Raw genomic sequence first — 20,837 nt, 5'->3', positions numbered from 1 at the left:
CCTCCACCATGGCTTCGACGCCTGACGTCCTGGAGCGGGTGTCGCGTACGCGCGGCCGCGTCGCCGCGCGCAAACGCGTGGTCACCATCGCCCTGGCGCTGGCCGCCCTGCTGGCGTTCTGCCTGAGCCTGTCCGTCGGCGACTTCACGATCTCGATCCTGCGCGTGCTGCCCGCGGTCTTCGGGGCGGGCGAGCGCGGCGAGGTGTTCGTCGTCCAGTCGCTCCGCCTGCCGAGGGCGCTGCTGTCCGTGCTGGTCGGGGCCGCGTTCGGCATGTCGGGCGCGGTGTTCCAGTCGCTCGCGCGCAACCCGCTGGCCAGCCCGGACATCCTCGGCATCACCGCGGGCGGCAGCCTGACGGCGGTGATGGGGCTGACCCTGCTGGGGCTCAGCGGCCTGCCGCTCTCCCTCGCCGCGACGGCCGGCGCGCTGATCACCGCGGGCCTCATCTACACCTTCGCCTACCGGCGCGGGATGTCGAGCTACCGCCTGGTCCTGGTCGGCATCGGCGTCGGGGCGGTCGCCACGGCGCTGACGCAGTTCTTCTGGACCCGCGCCCACGCCCACGACGCCGCCTCGGTCGCGCTCTGGCTGAGCGGCAGCCTCAACGGGCGCGGCTGGGAGAACATCGAGCCCGTCGTCCTGATGCTCCTCGTGCTCATCCCGGGCACGCTGGCCCTCGGCAAGCAGCTCAACGTGCTCGAACTGGGCGACGACTCCGCGACCGCCGTCGGCGTGCCCGTCCAGCGGGCCAGGCTGGTGCTCCTGATCGCGGGCGTGGCGCTGGCCGGGGCCGGGATCGGCGCGGCCGGGCCGGTGGCCTTCGTGGCGTTCGTCTCCGCGCCCGTCGCGCGGCGGCTGTCCAGGTCGCCGGGGCCCGCCCTGCTGCCCGCCGCCCTGACCGGGTCCGTCCTCGTCTGCGTGGCCGACCTGATCGGCCGTACGGCACTGTCCAGCTCCGAGGTCTCCGTCGGCGTCATCACCGGCATCGCCGGCGCCCCGTACCTGCTGTGGCTGCTGGCCACCACGAACAGCTCAGGACAAGGAGATTGACGGCCATGCCATCCTTCCGAGCCGACGACCTGCCGCACCCGGCCGGGGCGTCATACCCGGACGCCCTCGACTCCCTCAGCCCTGAGAACCCCGCGCGGCAGCTGTGCGGCCGCGGGCTCCGGCTCGGCTACGACGGCGCCGACATCGTCAGCGGCCTGGACATCGACATCCCGCCGGGGAAGATCACCGTGCTGGTCGGGGCCAACGCGTGCGGCAAGTCCACCACGCTGCGGGCGCTGGCCAGGCTGCTCAAGCCGCGCGGCGGGGCCATCACGCTGGACGGCAAGGCCATCCACGAGATGCCCTCCAAACAGCTCGCCACCAAGATCGGGATCCTGCCGCAGACGCCGACGGCGCCCGAGGGCATCACGGTGGCCGACCTCGTGTGCCGGGGCAGGTACCCGCACCAGAAGTGGTTCCGGCAGTGGACCGACGAGGACGAGCGGGTGGTCGCCTGGGCGCTGCAGGCCACCGGCACCGCGGAGATCGCGGGCCGGTCCGTGGACGAGCTGTCCGGCGGGCAGCGCCAGCGCGTGTGGATCGCGATGGCGCTGGCCCAGGAGACCGGGATCCTCATGCTCGACGAGCCCACGACCTATCTCGACGTACAGCATCAGATCGACGTGCTGGACCTGCTGGTGCAGCTCAACCGCGAGGAGGGACGGACCATCGCCGTCGTACTGCACGACCTCAACCTGGCCTGCCGCTACGCCCACCACCTGATCGCCATGCGCAAGGGCGAGATCGTGGCCCAGGGCGAGCCGGGCGCGATCGTCACCGAGGAGCTGGTGGAGGCGGTCTTCGGGCTGAAGTCGAAGGTGATCCCCGACCCGGTCTCCCAGACCCCGATGGTCGTGCCCATCGGCCGGCACCTGAGGTTCTGAGCGATGTCCATCAACTACCACTTCTCGGACGAACGCGACCCGCTGGCCCGCGGCCGGGGCATCGGGGAACGCTGGCGGGCCCAGATCCACGGCACGGCCGAGGACTACGCCTGGCTCTTCGACGCGGCCAAGCTCGACCGGCACACCGTGCGCCGCATCGCCGAGCAGGGCTACGAGCACCTGCGCGCCTGGGCCCCGGGGCTCGCCACCGAGCTGGCGGGCATCGCCCAGGGCGCGGGCCTGGAGCTGTGGGAGGTCGCGGCGCTCAACTGCCGGACCGAGATCCTGGTCAGGGGCTCCATCGCCGGGCTCAAGGAATGCACGGCGGCGGCCTGGCTGCCTCCGGGCGAGCCGCCCAACGCATTGCAGACCTGGGACTGGATCCCCTCGGTCGGCAACTTCACCGTGCTCCGGCACACCTCGCCCGCGGACCTGACGGTCGCCACGTTCGCCGAGAACGGCGTGCTGGGCAAGGCGGGCGTCAACAGCGCGGGGCTCGGGCTGCTGTTCACGCTGCTCTGCCACACCTCCGACGGCACGCGGGAAGGCGTGCCCATCCACGCGGTCGCCAGACATGTGCTCGACACCGCGCGATCCGTGCGGGACGCCGTGGACATCGTCCGGTCGGCCCCGCTCACGGCCTCGGCCTCGTTCACGGTGCTCACCTGGGACGGGCGGAGCCCGGACGGCGCCGTCATCGAGGCCACGCCCGAGGAGGTCGTGGTGCTCCCGCCCGAGGAGGGATTTCTGCTGCACACCAACCACTTCCTCGACCCGGGCCTGGCCAAGGGCGACCGGCTGGCGGCCATCGGCGACGACACCCTGCCCCGCATGGACGTGCTGCGCGAGCGCAGGTCCGTCATGACCGCGCAGAGCCGTACCGAATGGGCGAAGGGGCTCGTCCACCACTGGGAGGACGGCGCGCCGGTCTGCGCGCACCCCCGGCCGGGCGCGCCCGTCACCGACCGGTGGGAGACCAAGATGCTCATCAGCTTCGACCTCGAACGACACCGCCTGGTCCTGCAGGAGGGCGGCCCGTGCGCCGTCACGGCGGACGGCTGGACGGAGGTCGCGGTATGAGCTGGGACATCGCCGCGACCGGCCAGCCCGCCCGTGAGGTCTCCTTCACCACCTCCGAGGGCACCTGGATGAGCGTCTCCGTCGCCCCCGACGGCTCGGCGGTCGTCTTCGACCTGCTCGGCGACCTCTACTCCGTGCCGGCCGAGGGCGGCACGGCGACGCTGCTCCAGGGCGGCCCCGCGATGCACCGGATGCCGTCCGTCAGCCCGGACGGCGCCGAGATCCTCTACCTGAGCGACGCCGACGGGTTCGACAACCTGTGGGCCTGCGGCATCGACGGCTCGAACCCGCGGCAGCTCACGTGGGAGACCGACATGCTCCTGACCGACCCCGTCTGGGGCCCGGACGGGCGCAGCGTGATCGCGCCGGCCATGTTCCGCGCGCACCGCAGGCTCTTCTCCTCCCAGATCCGCCTCTTCGAGGGCCCCGGACAGGGACGGCTCCTCGTGGACGTGCCGGCGAGCGGGCGCGACGTGCTGGAGCCCGCGCTGTCACCGGACGGCGCCTGGCTCTACTACACCGAACGCCTGGTCAACCCCAAGATCTACGTGGACGCCAACCACGCCAACTACGCGATCAAGCGGCGCCGGCTGGAGGACGGGCACACCGACACGGTGGTCGGCGGCTTCGGCGGCGCCATCAGGGCTGCGCTCTCCCCGGACGGCAGGCGGCTGGCCTTCATCCGCCGCGTCATGGCCAAGACCGTGCTGTTCTGCCTGGACCTGACCCCCGACGGCCGGCAGCGCCCGGTCTTCGACGGCCTCGACCGCGACAACCAGGCGGTGTGGGAGCTGCAGGGCAACTACTACCCGAGGTTCTCCTGGTTCCCCGACAGCCGCCACGTCGCCATCTGGGCGGGCGGCGGCCTGCAGCGCATCGACATGGACGGCGGCGGGCGCACGCCGATCCCGTTCACCGCGGAGTGCCGCCACACGCTGATCGAGCCGGTCCGCGTCCGGCACGACCTGGCGCCCGAGAAGGTGACGGCGCGGGCGGTGCGGCACCTGGCCGTCGCGCCCGGCGGCCAGGACGTGGCCTTCACCGCGCTGGGACGGCTGTGGCACACCACCCGCGGCAAGGACGCGATCAGCCCCGTCGGCGACCACACGCGGCACGCCAACGAGCCGGCCTACAGCCGGGACGGCCGCCGGCTGGCCTACGTCGAGTGGGACGACGAGCGGGGCAGCACGCTGCGGGTGTGCCGGCGCGACCGCTGGGACGAACCCGCCGAGGTGACCGCGTCGTCCGGGGTCCTGCGCCAGCCGGCCTTCAGCCCCGACGGGACGCTGGTGGCGTACCGGCTGCAGGAGCACGACGTCCAGCTCGGCGGCTCGACCGCGCGCCCCGGCCTGTACGTGGTGAGCAGCCGCGGCGGCGAGCCCCGCTACCTGGGCCCGGCCGACGACGCGCCCGTCTTCGCCCCCGACGGCACGAGGATCTACGCGAGCGCCGTCGACTCCTCCGGCGAGGAGCCCGTCGAGGTGCTCTTCAGCGTCGACCTGCGCGGCGGCGACCGCAGGGAGCACGCCCGCGCGGCCGGCCCCGACACCTACGAGCTGCGCCTGAGCCCGGACCGCGAGTGGCTGGCCTTCCGGCACGCCGGCGAGTACCACGTCATCCCCTACCGGGAGACCGGCCACGAACTGCTGATCACGGCCGACACCCGCGAGGTGCCCTGCCACCGGCTCACCGGGAACGGCGGCTACGCGCTGGCCTGGGCCGCCGACGGCCGCAGCGTGCACTGGGCGCTCGGGCCGGAGCTGCACCTGCGGGAGACCCGCGACTGGTCGCAGGTCCGCGAGCCCGCGCCGGTGCGGCTCACCGCCGACGCCGACGTCCCCGACGGGTGCGTGGCGCTGACCGGCGGCACCGTGATCACGATGCGCGGCGAGGAGGTGCTCCACGAGGCCACGGTCGTCGTCCGGGGCAACCGCGTCGTCGCGGTCGGAGACGTCCCCGTGCCCGAGGACGCCACCGTCGTCGACTGCACCGGCATGACCCTGATGCCCGGCCTCATCGACGCCCACGGCCACATCGACGCCGGCACGGACAACGGCGTGACCCCGCAGAAGCAGGCGGCCAGGTACGCCGCGCTGGCCTTCGGCGTCACCACGAACTTCGACCCGTTCTCCACCGAGCTGCCGAACTTCGAGAGCACCGAGACCACCCAGGCCGGGCTCACGGTCGGCCCGCGCTGGATCGGCACCGGCTCGGCCATCCACGGCCGCCCGCGCAACGTCTTCCACCTCTACAGCCCGATCGACACCTACGCGGACGCCGAGGGCGTGATCAGGCGCAAGAAGGCGCTCGGCGCGCTGAGCGTCAAGAGCTACAAGCAGCCCGCGCGCCGGCACCGGCAGATGCTGGTCAAGGCCGCCCGCGAGCACGGCGTCAACATCGTGGTCGAGGGCGAGACCCACTTCTACAACAACATCAGCATGATCCTGGACGGCCACACCAACCTCGAGCACAACCTGCCCGTGGCCACCGTCTACGACGACGTCGTGCAGCTCATGGCCCTGGCCGGAGTGTCGAACACGCCCACGCTCGTGGTCGCGTTCGGCGAGCTGTTCGGCGAGAACTACATGTACCAGCGGACCGAGGTGTGGAAGGACCCCCGGGTCCGGACGTACGTCCAGGCGTGCCTGAGCGGCTACAGCCCGCTGAACACGCCGTACGAGGCCCCGCCCCACGCCCGCGCCATGACCACGATCCACGTGGCCGACGAGCTGTACGACATCGGCGTCCTGGCCGTTTCCCGCTCGGTCGACCGGCTCGACCGGGCGGGCGTGCGGATCAACGCCGGCTCGCACGGCGAGATCCCCGGCCTGGCCATGCACTGGGAGATGGCCCTGCTGGCCGCGGGCGGCATGCCGGCGCACCGCGTGCTGCGGACCGCGACGATCAACGTGGCCGAGAGCCTCGGCGTGGACCACCAGATCGGCTCGCTCGAACCGGGCAAGCTGGCCGACCTGATCGTCCTGCGGGAGAGCCCGCTGGACGACATCGGCAACTCCACGACCGTGGCGATGACGATGGTCAACGGGCGGCTCCACGACGCGTACTCCCTGGACGAGCTGGCCCCGCGTCCCAGGCCCAGGACCAGGTTCTACTGGGAGACCCGCGACACCCACGGCATCGACTGGTGCGAGGCCTGGGGCGGCGGCTGCTGCACGTGACCTGGGTCACCGGCAGCTCAACAGCCCGTACCATCGGCGCATGACGTGCGTGCTGGTCGTGGAGGACGATCTGGTCATCAGGTCGGAGCTGGTCGAGGCGCTGGCGGCCCAGGGGTATGAGGCGGAGCCGGCCGCGGACGGGGCCGAGGCGCTTGCGGTGGCGGGGCGGCGTCAGCCGGATCTGGTGCTGCTGGATCTGGGGCTGCCCGACGTGGACGGGGTGAGCGTGTGCCGGCGGTTGCGGGCGAGCGTGCCGGACACGGTGATCGTGGTGCTCACGGCGCGTACGCAGGAGTTCGAGGTGGTGGTGGCGCTCGACGCGGGTGCCGACGACTATCTGACCAAGCCGTTCCGGTTGACCGAGCTGATGGCCAGGATCCGGGCTCATCTGCGGCGGCGTGGCCCGGGGCAGGGGGATCGGGTGTTGACGGCGGGGCGGTTGCGGCTGGATGTGCCTGCCCGTCGGGCGTATGTCGGGGAGGCGGAGGTGGCGTTGCGGCCGAAGGAGTTCGATCTGCTGGCGGCGTTGGTGAGCCGGGCGGGTGAGGTGGTGACGCGCGAGCAGCTCATGGACGAGGTGTGGGACGAGAACTGGTTCGGTCCGACGAAGACGCTGGATGTGCACGTGTTCGCGCTGCGGCGCAAGCTGGCCTCGCATGGTGAGGGGATGGAGCGGATCGTCACCGTACGGGGGCGCGGCTACCGCTACCAGCCGTGATCCCGCCCAGGTCGCGATCGCAAGGTAAACGTCCCGCTAACCCCCTGCTCAGCGGGCGCTTTCCGGCCCGCTCGTAGCGTGCTGGACATGAAGGCAAGGCAGGGTGTCCTGGCTCTGGCCATCGCAGGGCTGGCGGCGGGCTGCGCGGTAGCAGCGCCCACCGAGACACAGACGCATCCCCAGTCACAGACGGCGCCGGTGGCCGCTCCACAGCCCACGGAGTCCAATCCGCCCGGCGACATCCCGGACGACACGGTGTTCGTGACCTACCGGCCTCCTGGCCAGCCGTACGAGGTGAAGGTGCCCGAAGGCTGGGCGCGCACGGACCTGCCGACCGGAGCCGGCTTCACCGACAAGCTGAACAGCGTCCGCGTCGAGACCAAGGCCGCCGCCGCGCCGCCGACGGCGGCGTCGGTCAGGAACCAGATACACAGCGGCGACATCCGCACGATCGACACGGTGACCAGGAAGGGCGGCCAGGCGGTACGGATCGTCTACCGCGCCGACAGCAGTCCCGATCCGGTCACCGGCAAGGTCGTGCGGGACGAGATCGAGCGCTACCTCTTCTACCGGTCCGGACGGGAGGCGATCCTGACCCTGTCCGGGCCCGTCGGCGCCGACAACGTGGACCCGTGGCGCACGGTCTCCGACTCCTTCCGGTGGGTGCCGTGATCCTCCAGGCCGAGGAGCTCTACCGGTTCTACCGGTCGGGAGAGGAGGAGACCAGGGCGCTGCGCGGCGTCACCCTGCAGGCGGCCGCGGGCGAGGTCGTGCTGGTCAGCGGCCCGTCGGGGTCGGGAAAGTCCACGCTGCTGGCCTGCCTGGGCGGGCTGGACGACCCCGACGGCGGCACCGTCCGGGTGGACGGCCACCGCATCAGCCACCGGCCGGAGGCCGAGCGGGCCGCGCTGCGCGCCCGGCTGGTCGGCGTGCTGCTCCAGAACGGCAACCTGATCGAGCACCTGACGGTGGCGGCCAACGTCGACCTGGCCCAGCGGCTGGCGGGGCGGCAGGACCGGCGTCTGCGCGAGGAGTTGCTGGCCCGTCTGGGGATCTCGGCCAGGGCACGGGCGTGGCCGAGCGAGCTGTCCGGCGGAGAGTCGGCCCGCGCCGGGCTGGCCGTGGCGCTGGCGAACCGCCCGGCGCTGCTGCTGGCCGACGAGCCCACCGGCGAGCTCGACCAGCACACGGAGGCGCCGGTGCTGCGGCTGATCCGCGAGCAGGCCGGCGAGCGGACCGCCGTGGTGATCGCCTCGCACAGCCCGGCCGTGCGCCGGCTGGCCGACCGGGTGATCGAGCTGAAGGACGGGCGGGTGACATGACCGCGCTGGTCACCTGCCAGAACCTGGCCAGGGCGTACGGCAAAGGACCGGACGCCCTGGTCGCCGTGCACGGCGTCACCTGCGAGCTGCGGCCGGGAGATCAGGTCGCGGTCACCGGCCCGTCGGGATCCGGCAAGACGACGCTGCTGCACCTGCTCGCCGGGCTCGACCGGCCCACGGCGGGGCGGATCGGCTGGCCCGCGTTCGGCGACCGCCCGCGGGGACGCGTCGGCGTGGTCTTCCAAGGGCCGAGCCTGCTGTCCCCGCTGGACGTCGCGGAGAACGTGGCGCTCCCGCTCATCATCGCCGGACTGGGGGAGGCCGAGGCCAAGGAGCGGGCGCTGATCGCGCTGGCCACCATCGGCCTGGCCGACCTGGCCGGATCGTTGCCGGAAGAGCTGTCGGGCGGGCAGGCGCAGCGCGTCGCGGTCGCCCGGGTGCTCGCCGCCGGGCCCCGGCTGATCATCGCCGACGAGCCGACCGCGCAGCTCGACTCGGACCTGGCCCGCCGCGTGGTGGACCTGCTCACCGCGGTGGCGTACCAACTGGACGCGGCTCTCGTGGTCGCCACCCACGACCCGGCGGTCGCCGCGCGGCTGCCCCGGGCCTGGACCATGAGCGACGGAGCGCTGACATGCTGATCCTCATCTGGCTGCGCGGCCTGCTGGCCCGCCGGGCGGGCAGGCTGGCCGCCGCCGCGGCGGGCATCGCGCTCGCCGTGGCCCTTCCCGCCGCACTGGGCGCGTTCCTCGCCTCCGCCAAGGAGACCATGACGGCCCGCTCGATCCAGCGGGTGGCCGTCGACTGGCAGGTGGAGCAGCAGCCGGGCCAGACCGTGTCCGTCCCGATGCCCGGCACCTCCAAACAGGTGAGCTTCGCCAGGATCGACGGATTCGAGTCCCGCCAGGCCGGGCAGACGCTGACCACGGGCGCGGGCCAGGTTCTCGGCCTGCCGGCCGACTACGCCGCCACCTTCCCTGGCGAGCTGCGCCTGCTCGCGGGCAAGGCGAACGGGCCCCTGCTGGCCCAGCAGACCGCCGCCAACCTGCACGCCCAGCCCGGCGCCATCGTCACCGTGCGCCGTCCCGGGCTGGCCGACGCCCCGGTGACGGTCGCCGGGGTGGTGGAGCTGCCCGCCGCCGACTCGCTGTTCCAGCGGGTCGGCGCCCCACCGGGCGCGCAGCCGCAGGCGCCCCCCGACAACGTGCTGCTGCTGCCGGAGGCCGACTGGCACCGGCTGTTCGACGGCATCCCGCGCGACCGGGTACGCACCCAGTTCCACGTCCGCATCGGCCATCGGCTGCCGGCCGACCCGGCGGCGGCCTACACCGCGGTCACCGGGCAGGCGCGCAACCTGGAGCAGCGCATGGCCGGTACCGGGCTGGTCGGCGACAACCTCGGCGCCGCCCTGGACGCTGCTCGTGCGGACGCCCTGTACTCGCAGGTGCTGTTCCTGTTCCTGGGCACGCCCGCGGTCGTGCTGGCCGCCCTGCTCGCCGCCCTCGTCACGCGGGCGGGGGCACAGCGGCGGGCGTCCGACCAGGCGCTGCTGCGAACCAGGGGCGCCTCGCGGGCCACGCTCGTGCGGCTCGCGCTGGCCGAAACCGCGCTGGTGGGCGTCGTCGGAGTGCTGGCCGGCCTCGGGCTGGCCGCCGTGGCCGGACGGGCGCTGTTCGGTTCGGCGGACGTGTCGTGGTGGGCCGCCGCACTGGGGCTGCTGGTCGTCGCCGCCACCGTGCTGCCGCCCACGCTGCGCGCCACCACCGTGTCGGCCGCCCGCCGCCCCGTCGGCGGGTCACGCCGCTCGCCCGCCTGGCTGCGGTACGGCCTCGACCTGTGGCTGCTGGCCGGAGCCGGCGTGGTCTTCTGGATCACCAGCAGGAGCGGCTACCAGCTCGTCCTGGTCCCCGAGGGCCTGCCCCAGCTGTCGGTCGACTACTGGGCCTTCGCCGGCCCCGCGCTGCTGTGGGCGGGTGCGGGCCTGCTCATCTGGCGCATCACCCGGATGATGCCCGTCACCTGGGCGGCCAGGCCGCTGGCCGGGAACCTGGCGGGCACCGTGTCCGCGATGCTGACGCGGCAGCGCGCGCCGCTGGCCCGCACGGCCACCCTGGCGGCGCTGGCCGTCGCGTTCGCGGTCTCCACGTCCGTCTTCGACACCACGTACCGGCAGCAGGCGCAGGTGGACGCCGAGCTGACCAACGGCGCCGACGTCACCGTCTCCCAGACCACCGCCACGCAGGGGCAACTCGCGGCCGTGCCCGGCGTGGCGCGGGTGGAGCCGTTGCGGCACCGCTTCGCCTACGTCGGCTCCGACCTGCAGGACCTGTACGGCATCCGCCCCGCCACGACCCGCCTGCACGACACCTACGTCTCCGGCGGCACCGCCAGGGAGATCCTCGACCGGCTCGCCCGCCAGCCGGACGCGCTGCTGGTCAGCCAGGAGACCGTCAACGACTTCCAGCTCCATCTCGGCGACCAGGTGCGGCTGCGCACCGAGGACGGCACCACCGTGCCCTTCCACTACGCGGGCATCATCACCGAGTTCCCGACCGCGCCCCGCGACAGCTTCCTCGTCGCCAACGCCGCCTACCTGGCCCGCCACCTGCCCACCGACACCACGTACCTCATCACCACCGACGGCACCCCACCCCGCCAGGTCGCCGCCGACCTGCGCCACAGGCTGGGGCCGACTTCGAAGGTCACCGACGTGGAGACCACGCGCCAGGTCATCGGCAGCAGCCTCACCGCCGTGGACCTGTCCGGCCTGACCGCCATCGAGCTCGGCTACGCGCTGGCCCTGGCAGGGCTGGCCACGGGCCTGCTGCTCGTGCTCGGCTTCGCCGAGCGGCGCCGCACGTACGCGCTGGCCAGGGTGCTCGGGGCGACCCCGCGCCAGCTCGGCTCGTTCGTGTGGGCAGAGGTGGCGGTGGTCGGCGTGGTCGCGGCCGGGCTGGGGGCCGCCTGCGGGTGGGCGCTGTCGAGGATGCTGGTCGCCGTGCTCAGCGGCGTGTTCGACCCGCCGCCCGACGCGCCGGCCGTGCCGTGGGCGTACCTGGCCGCTCTCGCGGTCCTCGGGCTGGCGGCGCTGGCCGCCGCCGGCGCGGCCACGGTCCGGGCCGCCCACCGCCCGCCGCTCACGGTGCTACGCGACCTGTGACCGGCCACCCGGGACCCGCCGCGCCGGAGTGCCCGGCTCGGCCGTGCGCGTACGGCGTCGCTGCTTCGTGGCCGCCGCGCCAGGTTTGGGCAGTCGCAGGAAGATCTTTGCGCGTTTTCGCGCGTTCGCTGTGTGCCGGCAGTAGCGCCCGCGACATCATGCCGCATGCCAAACGTGCAGCTCAGGGGACGATTTTCGGCCGAAATAGGACGCAACGCACTGCTGGTCATCGCAGCGCGCGCACTACGCACCTTCGGATACGGATGCACCAGCGTGCTCCTGGCCGAACTGCTCGCCCAGGACGGCGACGCCCCCTGGCAGACCGGCCTGCTGCTGGCCGTGGCCGCCACCGGGTCAGTGTTCGCGAGCCTCACACTGGGCCTCTTCGCCGACCAATGGGGACGGCGAAGAACACTGATCGCATGCGGCTGCCTGATGGCGGTCACCGGCACCGTGTTCGCGCTCAGCGAGTCCTACCCGATCCTGGTCGCCGCCGCCTTCATCGGAACGATCTCACCCTCCACCAACGACAACACCCCCTTCTCCGGCCTGGAACAGGCCATCCTCGCCCAAACCTGCCCCCAGGCCCGCCACACCGCCATCTTCACCTGCTACAACGTCACCGCCATGACCTCCGGCGCCCTCGGCGCCCTGGCCGCCGCCGCACTCGGACTCCAGCCCTGGACCTCGGCCCCCGACGCCGCCTTCGCCCTGTACGCCCTCCTGGCCGCCGGCACCGTGACCCTGTTCTGGCACCTGACACCACAAGCCGAAGCACCCCAGACCACACCACCCGGCCACAGCCGGCACCGCGTACGAGTGCCGGGCCAGGTCCGCCTGCTGGCCGCCCTGTCCGCTCTGGACGCCCTGTCCGGCGGACTGGCCGTCCAAGCCGTACTGGCCTGGTGGTTCGCCCACCGCTACGGCGCCACCACCACACAACTGGGCCTGGTGTTCTTCGCCGCCAACCTGCTGCCGGCCCTGGCCCAGCTCACCGCCCCGCTGCTGGCCGCCCGGCGCGGCCTGCTGGCCACCATGCTCCTGCCGCACACCGCGGCCAACCTGCTGCTGGCCTGCGTCCCGTTCGCGCCGGACCTGGGCACCGCCGTCGCCCTGCTGCTGCTCCGCCAGACCCTCTCCAAGATCGACGTACCGGCACGACAGGCCTTCACCGCCGCGGTCGTCCCCTCCGCGCATCGCACCGCCGCCGCCAGCATGACCAGCCTGGCCCGCAGCATCGCCGTCTCAGCCGCGCCCCTCGCCGCCACAACCCTGCTGACCGGCACCCTGGCCACGCTGGGAGCTCCGCTGCTGCTCGGCGCGGCCTTGGGCCTGGGCTACGACCTCGCCCTGTGGCGCGCCTACCGGGACGCGCCCCTGCCCGAAGGAGCCGGACCTGCCGACGCGAGCTGCTGACTCGAACCGTCGACTTTCCGCAGGCCCGGGGGCTTGCCGGCCGTTCGGTCTGGCGCGGCTTACGGGCGGAAGGTCACCTCCGGGAAGCGTCGAGAGGGCCGGTCCAGCAGGTGTCCCTTCCGGCGCAGATGGCGGTCGAAGAAGGCGAGCGGGTAGGCCCGCTGGATGGCCACGGCCCGTGCGGGGGCGAGCGTGCCGATCTGCTCGGCGACCTGCGAGGCGCTCAGGCCCAGCGCCGGCGCGGCCTGGGCGATGATCACCTCGAGGTCGGTGTAGGTGGCGTGCTCAGCGCCTTCGGCGCGCACCGCGAGCTTCCAACCTCTCAGGTGCGACCAGAACGTGGCCAGATCGGGGATGTTCTCCGGCCGGGCCTTGGTGGCCTCCATCAGCAGGTACGGGCGATCGAGTCCCGCCGTGACCACAGGGCCGGCGACGGGTCCGTCCAGGCTGAGGCCCGCCTTGATACGCGGATCCTCGAACATGGCGGAGGCGACCGTGGCGCCGCCCGCGGAGTGGCCGAACATGCCCACCCTGTCGAGGTCGAGCAGGCCGCGCAGCCCCGCGGGCAGGCGGCGACGCTCAGCGTCGGGATTGCCGCCGCGATTGAGCTGCGCCAGCCGGTCCAGGACGAAGCGGGTGTCGGCGACGCGCTGCTCGGCGATCAGCGCACCGGTTGCCGGACCGTCAGGGGCCGAGGCCACGACTCGCCCGCCGGGGAACTGGCCCACGCCGTCGAAGGTGTGGCCGATCGTCCCCACCACGTACCCCCGGCTGGCCAGTTCCTCGACCACCATAGTGTTCATCGAGCGGGGTGTGTCGTTGCCCGGCGAGTACAGCACGACGGGCAACCGGCCAAGCCGGCGGTCGGCGGGCGCGCCTTCGTGGCCATGCGTGAGCGGCAGCAGCACGGCTGCCGCGGGCAGACCCTCCGCACGCAGATACTCCCGTCCGGCCTTCGGCTCGATCCAGGGCGCGACCGGATGCCCGGCGGTTCGCCGGGCGGGGTAGGTCAGGGTGACCATGAGCTCTCGGGGGGTCTGGCCGCCGGCGAGGGGGTCGGGCCGGGAGCGGTCGACCAGGTGCAGGGAGACGGTGCCGAGCGGATGGGGCCCGGTCGGAGCCGGCAGGGTGAGCTGGACGGGTGGCCGGGGCTCGGCCACCCGCGCGGACGCGGGTTGAGCTATGAGCAGCGGCGCGAGGACCATCGCGGCGATCCCAGCGACGGTACGGGGAAGGGGCATGCGTTCTCCTCGGTTCGGACGTGCCTCACAGGCTGACCGGTGCTCCTCAGCCGTGTCGTCTGCCTGCGGGCATCGGCCGATCGGTCGATGTGGCGCCGATGGCGCGCTTCCTAGGCTGAGGTGGTGCTCCCCGCCCGCCTCGGATCAGCCCTCGACCTCTGCATCGCGGCCGGTTACGCCCTCCTGGTCTGGGGGCTGCTCACCCACGAGCTCGGCCCCGGGCCGGTGGCGGTCGCCGGGACCCTGCTGACATCCTTGGCGCTGGCCTTACGCCGTCGCCGTCCGCCGGTGGCGTTCGCGGCGGCGCTCGGGGCCTTCTGGCTGACGCCCGTGGACCCCGTCCTCGCCACGGTGGCTCTGGTGCCGATGGCCGCGGTGCTGTACACGGTGGCCGCCTCGCGTGATGTCCGCTCGGCCGCCTTCACGCTCGCGCTCGCTCTGACGGGACCGCTGGCCACGGCGGTGCCCGATTTCTCGCACAACGGGGCAGTTGTTCCTTTCGCTCTGATCCTCGTGGTCGCGTGGGCGGCGGGTTACGCCCTCGGCAGGCAGCGGGAGTACGGCAGGGTGCTGGTCCGCCACCATGAGCAATCGGCCGAGGCGGAGTCCCAGAGGGCCAGGGCGCGGGTGGTCGAGGAGCGGCTGCGGATCGCGCGCGAGCTGCACGACATAGTCGCCCACAGCATGAGCATCGTCACCCTGCAAGCCGGGTTCGGCCATCTGGTGATCGACGAACGTCCCACGGACGCGCGAGCGGCGCTGAGCGCGATCGAGACCACGGGCAGGCAGGCGCTGGCGGAGATGCGGCGCCTGCTGGGCGTGCTCCGCGACGAGGGAGACGAGGCCGCCGCCATCGCTCCGTTGCCGGGGCTGGCCGGCCTGGACGAGCTCGTAGCGCAGACCGAGCGGGCAGGAGTGAAGGTCGAGCTCACGATCAGCGGCGTTCCCGGAGCGCTGTCCCCGGGCGTCGACCTGACCGCCTACCGCATCCTGCAGGAGGCGCTCACCAACGTGATCAAACACGCCGGCGGCTCCATCGCCCGGGTCGCCATCGCCCATCACCCAGGCGAGCTGGTCCTGCATGTCACCGACGACGGCCGGGCACGGTATGCCGAGGTCGCCGTAGGCACCGGCCACGGACTCGTCGGCATGCGCGAGCGCGTCGCCGCGTGCAACGGGGAGCTGCGGGCCGGGCTCATGCCGTCCGGAGGGTTCGAGGTCGCGGTGCGGCTGCCGTACGAGGAGAGCGGGGCGTGAGCGTGCGCGTGGTGGTGGCCGATGACCAGGCGCTGGTGCGGACCGGGTTGTGCGGCATCGTGGCGACGGCCTCCGACCTGCACGTGGTGGGCCAGGCGGCGACCGGCGCGGAGGCGGTGGAAGTGACCGGCCGGACCCGGCCCGATGTGGTGCTCATGGACATCCGCATGCCCGAGATGGACGGCATCGAGGCCACCCGCCGGATCACCGCCGCCGGGCAGGCGCAGGTGATCATGCTCACCACGTTCGACCTGGACGAGTACGTCTACGAGGCGCTGCGCGGCGGTGCCAGCGGTTTCCTGCTCAAGGACGCCCGGCCGCCGGACCTGTTGACCGCCGTCCGGGTGGTCGCCGCGGGGGAGGCGCTGCTGGCCCCGAGCGTCACCCGGCGGCTGATCTCCGGCTTCGCCGCCCGGCCCGACCTCCGTCCCGGCTCGACGGAAGCGGCGCTGAACGGGGTGACCGAGCGCGAACGGCAGGTCCTGCTCCTGATCGCCCAGGGCCTGTCGAACGCCGAGATCGCTCAACGGCTCCACATCGGCGAGGGCACGGCGAAGACCCACGTGCGCCGCCTCCTGACCAAGCTCGATGCCCGTGACCGGGTCCATCTCGTCATCTTCGCCTACCGGTCAGGTCTGGTTCCTCCAGACCGCGCCACAGCCGAACGCGGTCCGCGAGGACAGTGGCGTTGAAGCGCCGCCGCGGTCGTCGGCACGTTCACGCGCAGAGAGTAACCAGGTAAAGGCCAGGGCTCCGCGAGCCCGGCGTCATCCGGCCGCTCGTCGTGCGCTTCATAATCTGGCTCCATGCGCCTGCTCGCGGTAATGGCAATCGTGCTCGTGGGCCTGACCTCCTGCGGCACGACGTCGGCTCCCTCAGAGGCGCCGCCCTCGATGGCGCACGTTTTGCCGGTGCCCTCCGCCGCGGCGTCGGACGTCTACGCCCATGACCGTCCGGGCCTGCTGAGCCCGGTGGTGGCGCACTATCCCGCGAGGGTGTACGTGCCCAACAGCCAGGCCGACACCCTGGACGTGATCGACCCGGCCACGTACAAGGTCATCAAAACGTACCGGGTCGGCCGACGCCCGCAGCACGTCGTCCCCTCCTGGGACCTGCGGACCCTGTGGGTCAACAACAACGACGGCAACATGCTGACCCCGGTCGACCCGGTCACCGGCAAACCCGGCAAACCGGTTCGCGTCGTGGATCCGTACAACCTGTACTTCAGCCCGGACGGCTCGTACGCGCTGGTGATGGCCGAACGGCTCAACCGGCTGGACTTCCGCGACCCGCACACCATGAGGCTCGACCACTCCCTGAAGTTGCCCTGCAGGGGTGTCAACCACGGAGACTTCACCGCCGACGGCGGCGTCTTCCTGGTCAGCTGCGAATTCTCCGGCCGGCTGCTGGCCATCGACTGGCGGGCCGCGAAAGTACTCAAGATCATTGACGTGGGGGCGGCGAACATGCCGCAGGATGTGAAGCTCTCCCCTGACGGGACCCTGTTCTACTGCGCGGACATGGCCGCGGGCGGGCTGTGGCTCGTGGACGCCCGCACCTTCGCCAAGGTCGGCTTCGTGCGCACGGGCAAGGGCGCGCACGGCTTGTACGTCAGTCGCGACTCCCGCGTCCTGTACGTGTCCAACCGGGGCGAGGGATCGGTCTCCGTGGTCTCCTTCGCGACCCGCAGGAAGATCGCCAAGTGGCGGCTGCCCGGCGGCGGGTCGCCCGACATGGGCGGCGTCTCGGCCGACGGCAGGCAGTTGTGGCTGAGCGGCCGCTACAACGGGGTCGTCTACGTGATCTCCACCTCGACCGGCAAGCTCATCCGCAAGGTCAAGGTGGGCGCCGGGCCGCACGGCCTGTGCGTCTACCCTCAGCCGGGACGCTATTCCCTGGGCCACACCGGAGTGTTCCGATGATCGGATGACACCGCTGGTCAGTGGGGCATGAGGACCTTGTCGATGATGTAGATGGTGGCGTTCCGAGTCTGCACGTTGCCGCAGACGACCTTGGCGTCATTGACGGTGAGCTTGGCGGGAGAACCCTTCACGGTCAGGTCGCCGCCCTGCAGGGTCTTGAGGGTGGCGTTCTTCAGCTCGGCCGGAGTCATCCTGCCCTGAATCGCGTGGTACGAGAGAACCTTGGTCAGCTCTTGCTTGTTGGCCATCAGCTTGTCCCGCGTCTTGACCGGGATCGCCTGGAAGGCATGGTTGTTCGGCGCGAAGAGCGTGAGGTGCGCGGCGGAGTTGAGCTTCTTCTGCAGGCCGGCCGTCTTGACCGCCTGCGACAGGATGGACAGCTCGGGAATCTGGGACAAGGCGGTACCGAGTCCCTTGTCGGCGATGCCGGGCAGGTTCTGTTTGATCGAGGCGCAGCCCGGCCCGACGGGCGTGGCGGTGACGGTCGGCGTGGGCGTCGGCGAGGGCACGTGGACGGATGCGCCGGCTGTACCGGTGACGGCGGTCAGCGCCACCGCTGCCGTGAGAAGTACTCGTTTCATTGCGATCCCCCCGACGTCGGTGTACGTGGTGCATGACCGGTGCCCCGGGCTTGCGTCCCGGGTTCCTCAACCTCAGTGTCGGAGGCCCGGGAGAACGTTTAAGCCATCTCTCCGCCAAAGCGGCACAAAAGGTGAAGACCGGGACTGCGACCGGATCGCTACGAAAGGTGCCCCTGCTCTTGCAGTTCAGGGGCACCTTTTTTCAGGTTCAGCCGGCGCCGGGGACGGTGACGTTCTGCTCCTTGAACTTGTAGCCCGTCTTGGCGGCGTCCTGCAGCAGGCTGTTCATGGAGCTCTTGCTGGCGTCGAGGTCGGCCGGTGTGGCGGTGCCGCTCTTCAGCTTGTTGGTGAGGTTGGTGAAGCTGCCGCTGACGGCCGAGACGGCCTTGCACAGCGTCGGATTGGCCATGGCGAAGTCCTTGGCGACCTTCAATTGGTGCAGGGCGAAGGCGCCGGCCACCGCCGCCTTCACGAATGTCCGCTTCCGCTTCTCCGCTCCTGCCTGGAAACCGCCGCTGCGCAGGGGCTTGTAGATGTAACGATGGAAGGCGCCCAGCGCGAGACCTGCGTGAAGCGCGAAGCGGGTCTTGGCGAGCCGCTTGGCATTGCCTCCCGTCGGGCAGGCGGAGGCGGGCGGGGTCTCGTTGCCTACGGTCGGCCTGGCGACTGCCGCTGGGTCGGTGGCAACCGCGGCTTCGGGGGGCGAGGTGGCGGTCGTGTTGTTTCCACAGCCAACGAGCACCGACGCCGCCAGCAGAACCGTCGCCGCATGCCCGGCAACGGATCGAATGCTCCGTACAGCCACTTCTCCCCCTACGGATGCCTATGAATTCCAACGGATTTCGCGGTGCACCGATCCGCGGTCCCGCGAGTGTCTCGGATGCCGGATCCGCCCCCGAGCCGGCAGTAGTACTCGTGTGAGCCTCGGATGCCACGGGCGGGCGGAGCGCCCGGCACATGAGGAACTTGCCGCCCTGGCCGTGAAGTAAGCGTGCCTTTGCCGCGTACGGGCCGTCTCAGCAGTCTGCCCAGCCGGACATTTTTGAGAAGGCTGACCATCGGTGAGTCAGCTTCGGATCACCTGCCGGTCGCGCTCCGGGAAGTCCCGTTCCCGGCATCGGCCGGGCGCGAGGGACATTGCCGATTATCTAGCGCCCCGGGTCGGTTAAGCACACGGTTGACCGGGAAGTCCGCCTCCGTGTCCCCCCGTCAACCGCCGGGAGGGAACGCGCCGTGACCAGGATCGAGCCGAACGCGGAGCCGCTGGCCTCCGCTCAGGTCAGCCGTACCCGGATCGGGCGGTTGATCGCCTCATGGATGTCCACCACCGACCACAAGGTGATCGGACATCTCTATCTCACCACCAGCTTCGTGTTCTTCCTCCTGGCCGGGATCATGGCCATGGTGATCAGGGCCGAACTGTTCTCACCCGGGCTCCAATTCGTCACGGCGGAGCAGTACAACCAGCTCTTCACCATCCACGGCACGATCATGCTGCTGCTGTTCGCGACCCCGCTCTTCGGCGGGTTCGCCAACGTGATCATGCCCCTGCAGATCGGCGCCCCCGACGTGGCCTTCCCCCGCCTCAACATGGTGGGCTACTGGCTGTTCCTGTTCGGCGGGCTCATCGTGATGAGCGGCTTCTGCACGGCCGGCGGAGCCGCCCCTTTCGGGTGGTTCGCCTACGCCCCGCTCTCGGGCGTGGAGTTCAGCCCGAACATCGGCGGCGACCTGTGGGTCATGGGCCTGGCCCTGTCGGGCCTGGGGACCATTCTGACCTCGGTCAACTTCATCACCACGATCATCTGCATGCGGGCGCCGGGCATGACCATGTTCAGGATGCCGATCTTCTGCTGGAACACGCTGCTGACCAGCATGATGGTGCTGATGGCCTTCCCCGTGCTGGCCGCGGCGCTGCTCGTACTGGAGTCGGACCGCAAGCTCGGCACCCACGTCTTCGAGGCGGGCAACGGTGGCGCGATGCTGTGGCAGCACCTGTTCTGGTTCTTCGGCCACCCCGAGGTCTACATCATCGCGCTGCCGTTCTTCGGCATCATCACCGAGATCCTGCCGGTCTTCAGCCGCAAGCCGCTCTTCGGTTACATCGGCATGGTCGGCGCCACCATCGCCATCGCGGGCCTGTCGATGACCGTGTGGGCGCACCACATGTTCGCCACCGGGCAGGTGCTGCTGCCGTTCTTCTCGTTCATGACGTTCCTCATCGCCATCCCGACCGGGGTGAAGTTCTTCAACTGGGCGGGCACCATGTGGCGCGGGCACCTGTCATTCGAGTCGCCGATGTTGTTCTCCGTGGGCTTTCTGGTCACCTTCCTGCTGGGCGGGCTCACCGGAATCATCCTCGCCTCGCCGGCGCTGGACTTTCACATCAGCGACACCTACTTCGTGGTGGCCCATTTCCATTACGTGGTCTTCGGCACCGTGGTCTTCGCCATGTTCGCCGGCTTCTACTTCTGGTGGCCCAAGCTGACCGGCAAGATGCTCAACGAGCCCTTGGGGAAGATTCATTTCTGGCTGTTGTTTCTCGGCTTCCACACCACGTTCCTGGTCCAGCACTGGCTCGGCATGGTGGGCTTCCCCCGGCGTTACGCCGACTACAGCGTGGTCGACGGATTCACCGACCTCAACCAGATCTCCTCGGTGGGCGGGTTCGTGCTCGGCGCTTCCACGCTGGTGTTCATCTACAACGTCTACTGGACGCACCGCCACGCGCCCAAGGTCACGGTGGACGACCCGTGGGGCTTCGGGAACTCGCTGGAATGGGCCACCTCCTGCCCGCCGCCCAGGCACAACTTCACGTCACTGCCGCGCATCCGTTCCGAACGCCCTGCCCTCGACCTGCGCTACCCGCACCCGACCGAACCGCCGTCGTCCTGAGCGGGGGACTACGTATTTCGCACCCTCGCCGGCCTGCGCCTGAAGTTCAAGGTACGCCGCGAGTTGAGCCTGGGTGGCGTGGCGCAGAGCGCCGGTTCCAGCTGGGTGAAACGTGGGTGAGACGGCGGTG

Annotated in this window: 17 protein-coding genes; 14 read left to right on the top strand and 3 right to left on the bottom strand. The window is 71.3% G+C overall.

Going from position 1 to position 20,837, the window contains the following annotated elements; genetic code table 11:
- The first annotated feature begins 8 nt into the window (after window positions 1-8).
- From ABZS69_RS28960 to ABZS69_RS28915, 10 genes are all read left to right on the top strand, one after another.
- Window positions 9-1,052, top strand: coding sequence for an iron chelate uptake ABC transporter family permease subunit (locus ABZS69_RS28960; RefSeq protein ID WP_355378064.1), 1,044 nt, complete (start codon window positions 9-11; stop codon window positions 1,050-1,052).
- A 5-nt stretch (window positions 1,053-1,057) separates the two neighbouring features.
- Window positions 1,058-1,936 carry an ABC transporter ATP-binding protein gene (locus tag ABZS69_RS28955; protein ID WP_355378061.1) on the top strand — a complete coding sequence of 293 codons (879 nt, stop codon included), beginning with the start codon at window positions 1,058-1,060 and terminating at the stop codon, window positions 1,934-1,936.
- Between the two features lie 3 nt (window positions 1,937-1,939).
- The gene (locus ABZS69_RS28950; RefSeq protein ID WP_355378059.1) at window positions 1,940-3,016 is read left to right on the top strand and encodes a C45 family peptidase; all 1,077 of its coding nucleotides are present in this window, start codon (window positions 1,940-1,942) and stop codon (window positions 3,014-3,016) included.
- Window positions 3,013-6,195, top strand: a complete 3,183-nt coding sequence (locus ABZS69_RS28945) for an amidohydrolase family protein (RefSeq protein WP_355378058.1) — start codon at window positions 3,013-3,015, stop codon at window positions 6,193-6,195. Before ABZS69_RS28950 ends, ABZS69_RS28945 begins: the two co-directional genes overlap by 4 nt.
- A gap of 40 nt (window positions 6,196-6,235) precedes the next feature.
- Complete coding sequence (locus ABZS69_RS28940) at window positions 6,236-6,913, top strand: response regulator transcription factor (RefSeq protein WP_355378056.1); 678 nt, start codon at window positions 6,236-6,238, stop codon at window positions 6,911-6,913.
- 87 nt (window positions 6,914-7,000) lie between these two features.
- Window positions 7,001-7,585 carry a hypothetical protein gene (locus ABZS69_RS28935; RefSeq protein WP_355378054.1) on the top strand — a complete coding sequence of 195 codons (585 nt, stop codon included), beginning with the start codon at window positions 7,001-7,003 and terminating at the stop codon, window positions 7,583-7,585.
- Window positions 7,573-8,235 carry an ABC transporter ATP-binding protein gene (locus tag ABZS69_RS28930; RefSeq protein ID WP_355378052.1) on the top strand — a complete coding sequence of 221 codons (663 nt, stop codon included), beginning with the start codon at window positions 7,573-7,575 and terminating at the stop codon, window positions 8,233-8,235. The genes ABZS69_RS28935 and ABZS69_RS28930 overlap by 13 nt, the downstream gene beginning before the upstream one ends.
- Entirely contained in the window at window positions 8,232-8,876 is a 645-nt protein-coding gene (locus ABZS69_RS28925) for an ABC transporter ATP-binding protein (protein ID WP_355378050.1), read from the top strand. The genes ABZS69_RS28930 and ABZS69_RS28925 overlap by 4 nt, the downstream gene beginning before the upstream one ends.
- Window positions 8,870-11,395, top strand: coding sequence for an FtsX-like permease family protein (locus ABZS69_RS28920; RefSeq protein ID WP_355378048.1), 2,526 nt, complete (start codon window positions 8,870-8,872; stop codon window positions 11,393-11,395). Before ABZS69_RS28925 ends, ABZS69_RS28920 begins: the two co-directional genes overlap by 7 nt.
- A gap of 165 nt (window positions 11,396-11,560) precedes the next feature.
- Complete coding sequence (locus ABZS69_RS28915; RefSeq protein WP_355378046.1) at window positions 11,561-12,811, top strand: MFS transporter; 1,251 nt, start codon at window positions 11,561-11,563, stop codon at window positions 12,809-12,811.
- Between the two features lie 59 nt (window positions 12,812-12,870).
- Here ABZS69_RS28915 and ABZS69_RS28910 read toward each other — a convergent pair whose 3' ends face one another.
- Window positions 12,871-14,052 carry a lipase gene (locus tag ABZS69_RS28910; RefSeq protein WP_355378045.1) on the bottom strand — a complete coding sequence of 394 codons (1,182 nt, stop codon included), beginning with the start codon at window positions 14,050-14,052 and terminating at the stop codon, window positions 12,871-12,873.
- Between the two features lie 123 nt (window positions 14,053-14,175).
- Here ABZS69_RS28910 and ABZS69_RS28905 point away from each other — a divergent pair, with 123 nt between their 5' ends.
- The 3 genes from ABZS69_RS28905 to ABZS69_RS28895 all read left to right on the top strand — a co-directional run bounded on the left by ABZS69_RS28905 (window position 14,176) and on the right by ABZS69_RS28895 (window position 17,231).
- The gene (locus ABZS69_RS28905) at window positions 14,176-15,309 is read left to right on the top strand and encodes a sensor histidine kinase (RefSeq protein ID WP_355378043.1); all 1,134 of its coding nucleotides are present in this window, start codon (window positions 14,176-14,178) and stop codon (window positions 15,307-15,309) included.
- Window positions 15,306-16,001, top strand: coding sequence for a response regulator transcription factor (locus ABZS69_RS28900; protein WP_355378041.1), 696 nt, complete (start codon window positions 15,306-15,308; stop codon window positions 15,999-16,001). The genes ABZS69_RS28905 and ABZS69_RS28900 overlap by 4 nt, the downstream gene beginning before the upstream one ends.
- 114 nt (window positions 16,002-16,115) lie before the next feature.
- The gene (locus ABZS69_RS28895) at window positions 16,116-17,231 is read left to right on the top strand and encodes a YncE family protein (protein ID WP_355378039.1); all 1,116 of its coding nucleotides are present in this window, start codon (window positions 16,116-16,118) and stop codon (window positions 17,229-17,231) included.
- 17 nt (window positions 17,232-17,248) lie between these two features.
- On the opposite strand, the gene ABZS69_RS28890 is transcribed toward ABZS69_RS28895, so the two are convergent.
- Window positions 17,249-17,785, bottom strand: coding sequence for a fasciclin domain-containing protein (locus ABZS69_RS28890; protein WP_355378037.1), 537 nt, complete (start codon window positions 17,783-17,785; stop codon window positions 17,249-17,251).
- Window positions 17,786-18,020: 235 nt separating this feature from the next.
- The gene (locus ABZS69_RS28885) at window positions 18,021-18,617 is read right to left on the bottom strand and encodes a hypothetical protein (RefSeq protein ID WP_355378035.1); all 597 of its coding nucleotides are present in this window, start codon (window positions 18,615-18,617) and stop codon (window positions 18,021-18,023) included.
- A gap of 437 nt (window positions 18,618-19,054) precedes the next feature.
- Here ABZS69_RS28885 and ctaD point away from each other — a divergent pair, with 437 nt between their 5' ends.
- The gene (gene ctaD, locus ABZS69_RS28880) at window positions 19,055-20,707 is read left to right on the top strand and encodes a cytochrome c oxidase subunit I (protein WP_355378220.1); all 1,653 of its coding nucleotides are present in this window, start codon (window positions 19,055-19,057) and stop codon (window positions 20,705-20,707) included.
- Window positions 20,708-20,837: the final 130 nt, after the last annotated feature.

Source organism: Nonomuraea sp. NPDC005650 (assembly GCF_040605375.1).
Lineage (GTDB): Bacteria > Actinomycetota > Actinomycetes > Streptosporangiales > Streptosporangiaceae > Nonomuraea.
This window is presented reverse-complemented; position numbering and strand designations above follow the sequence as displayed.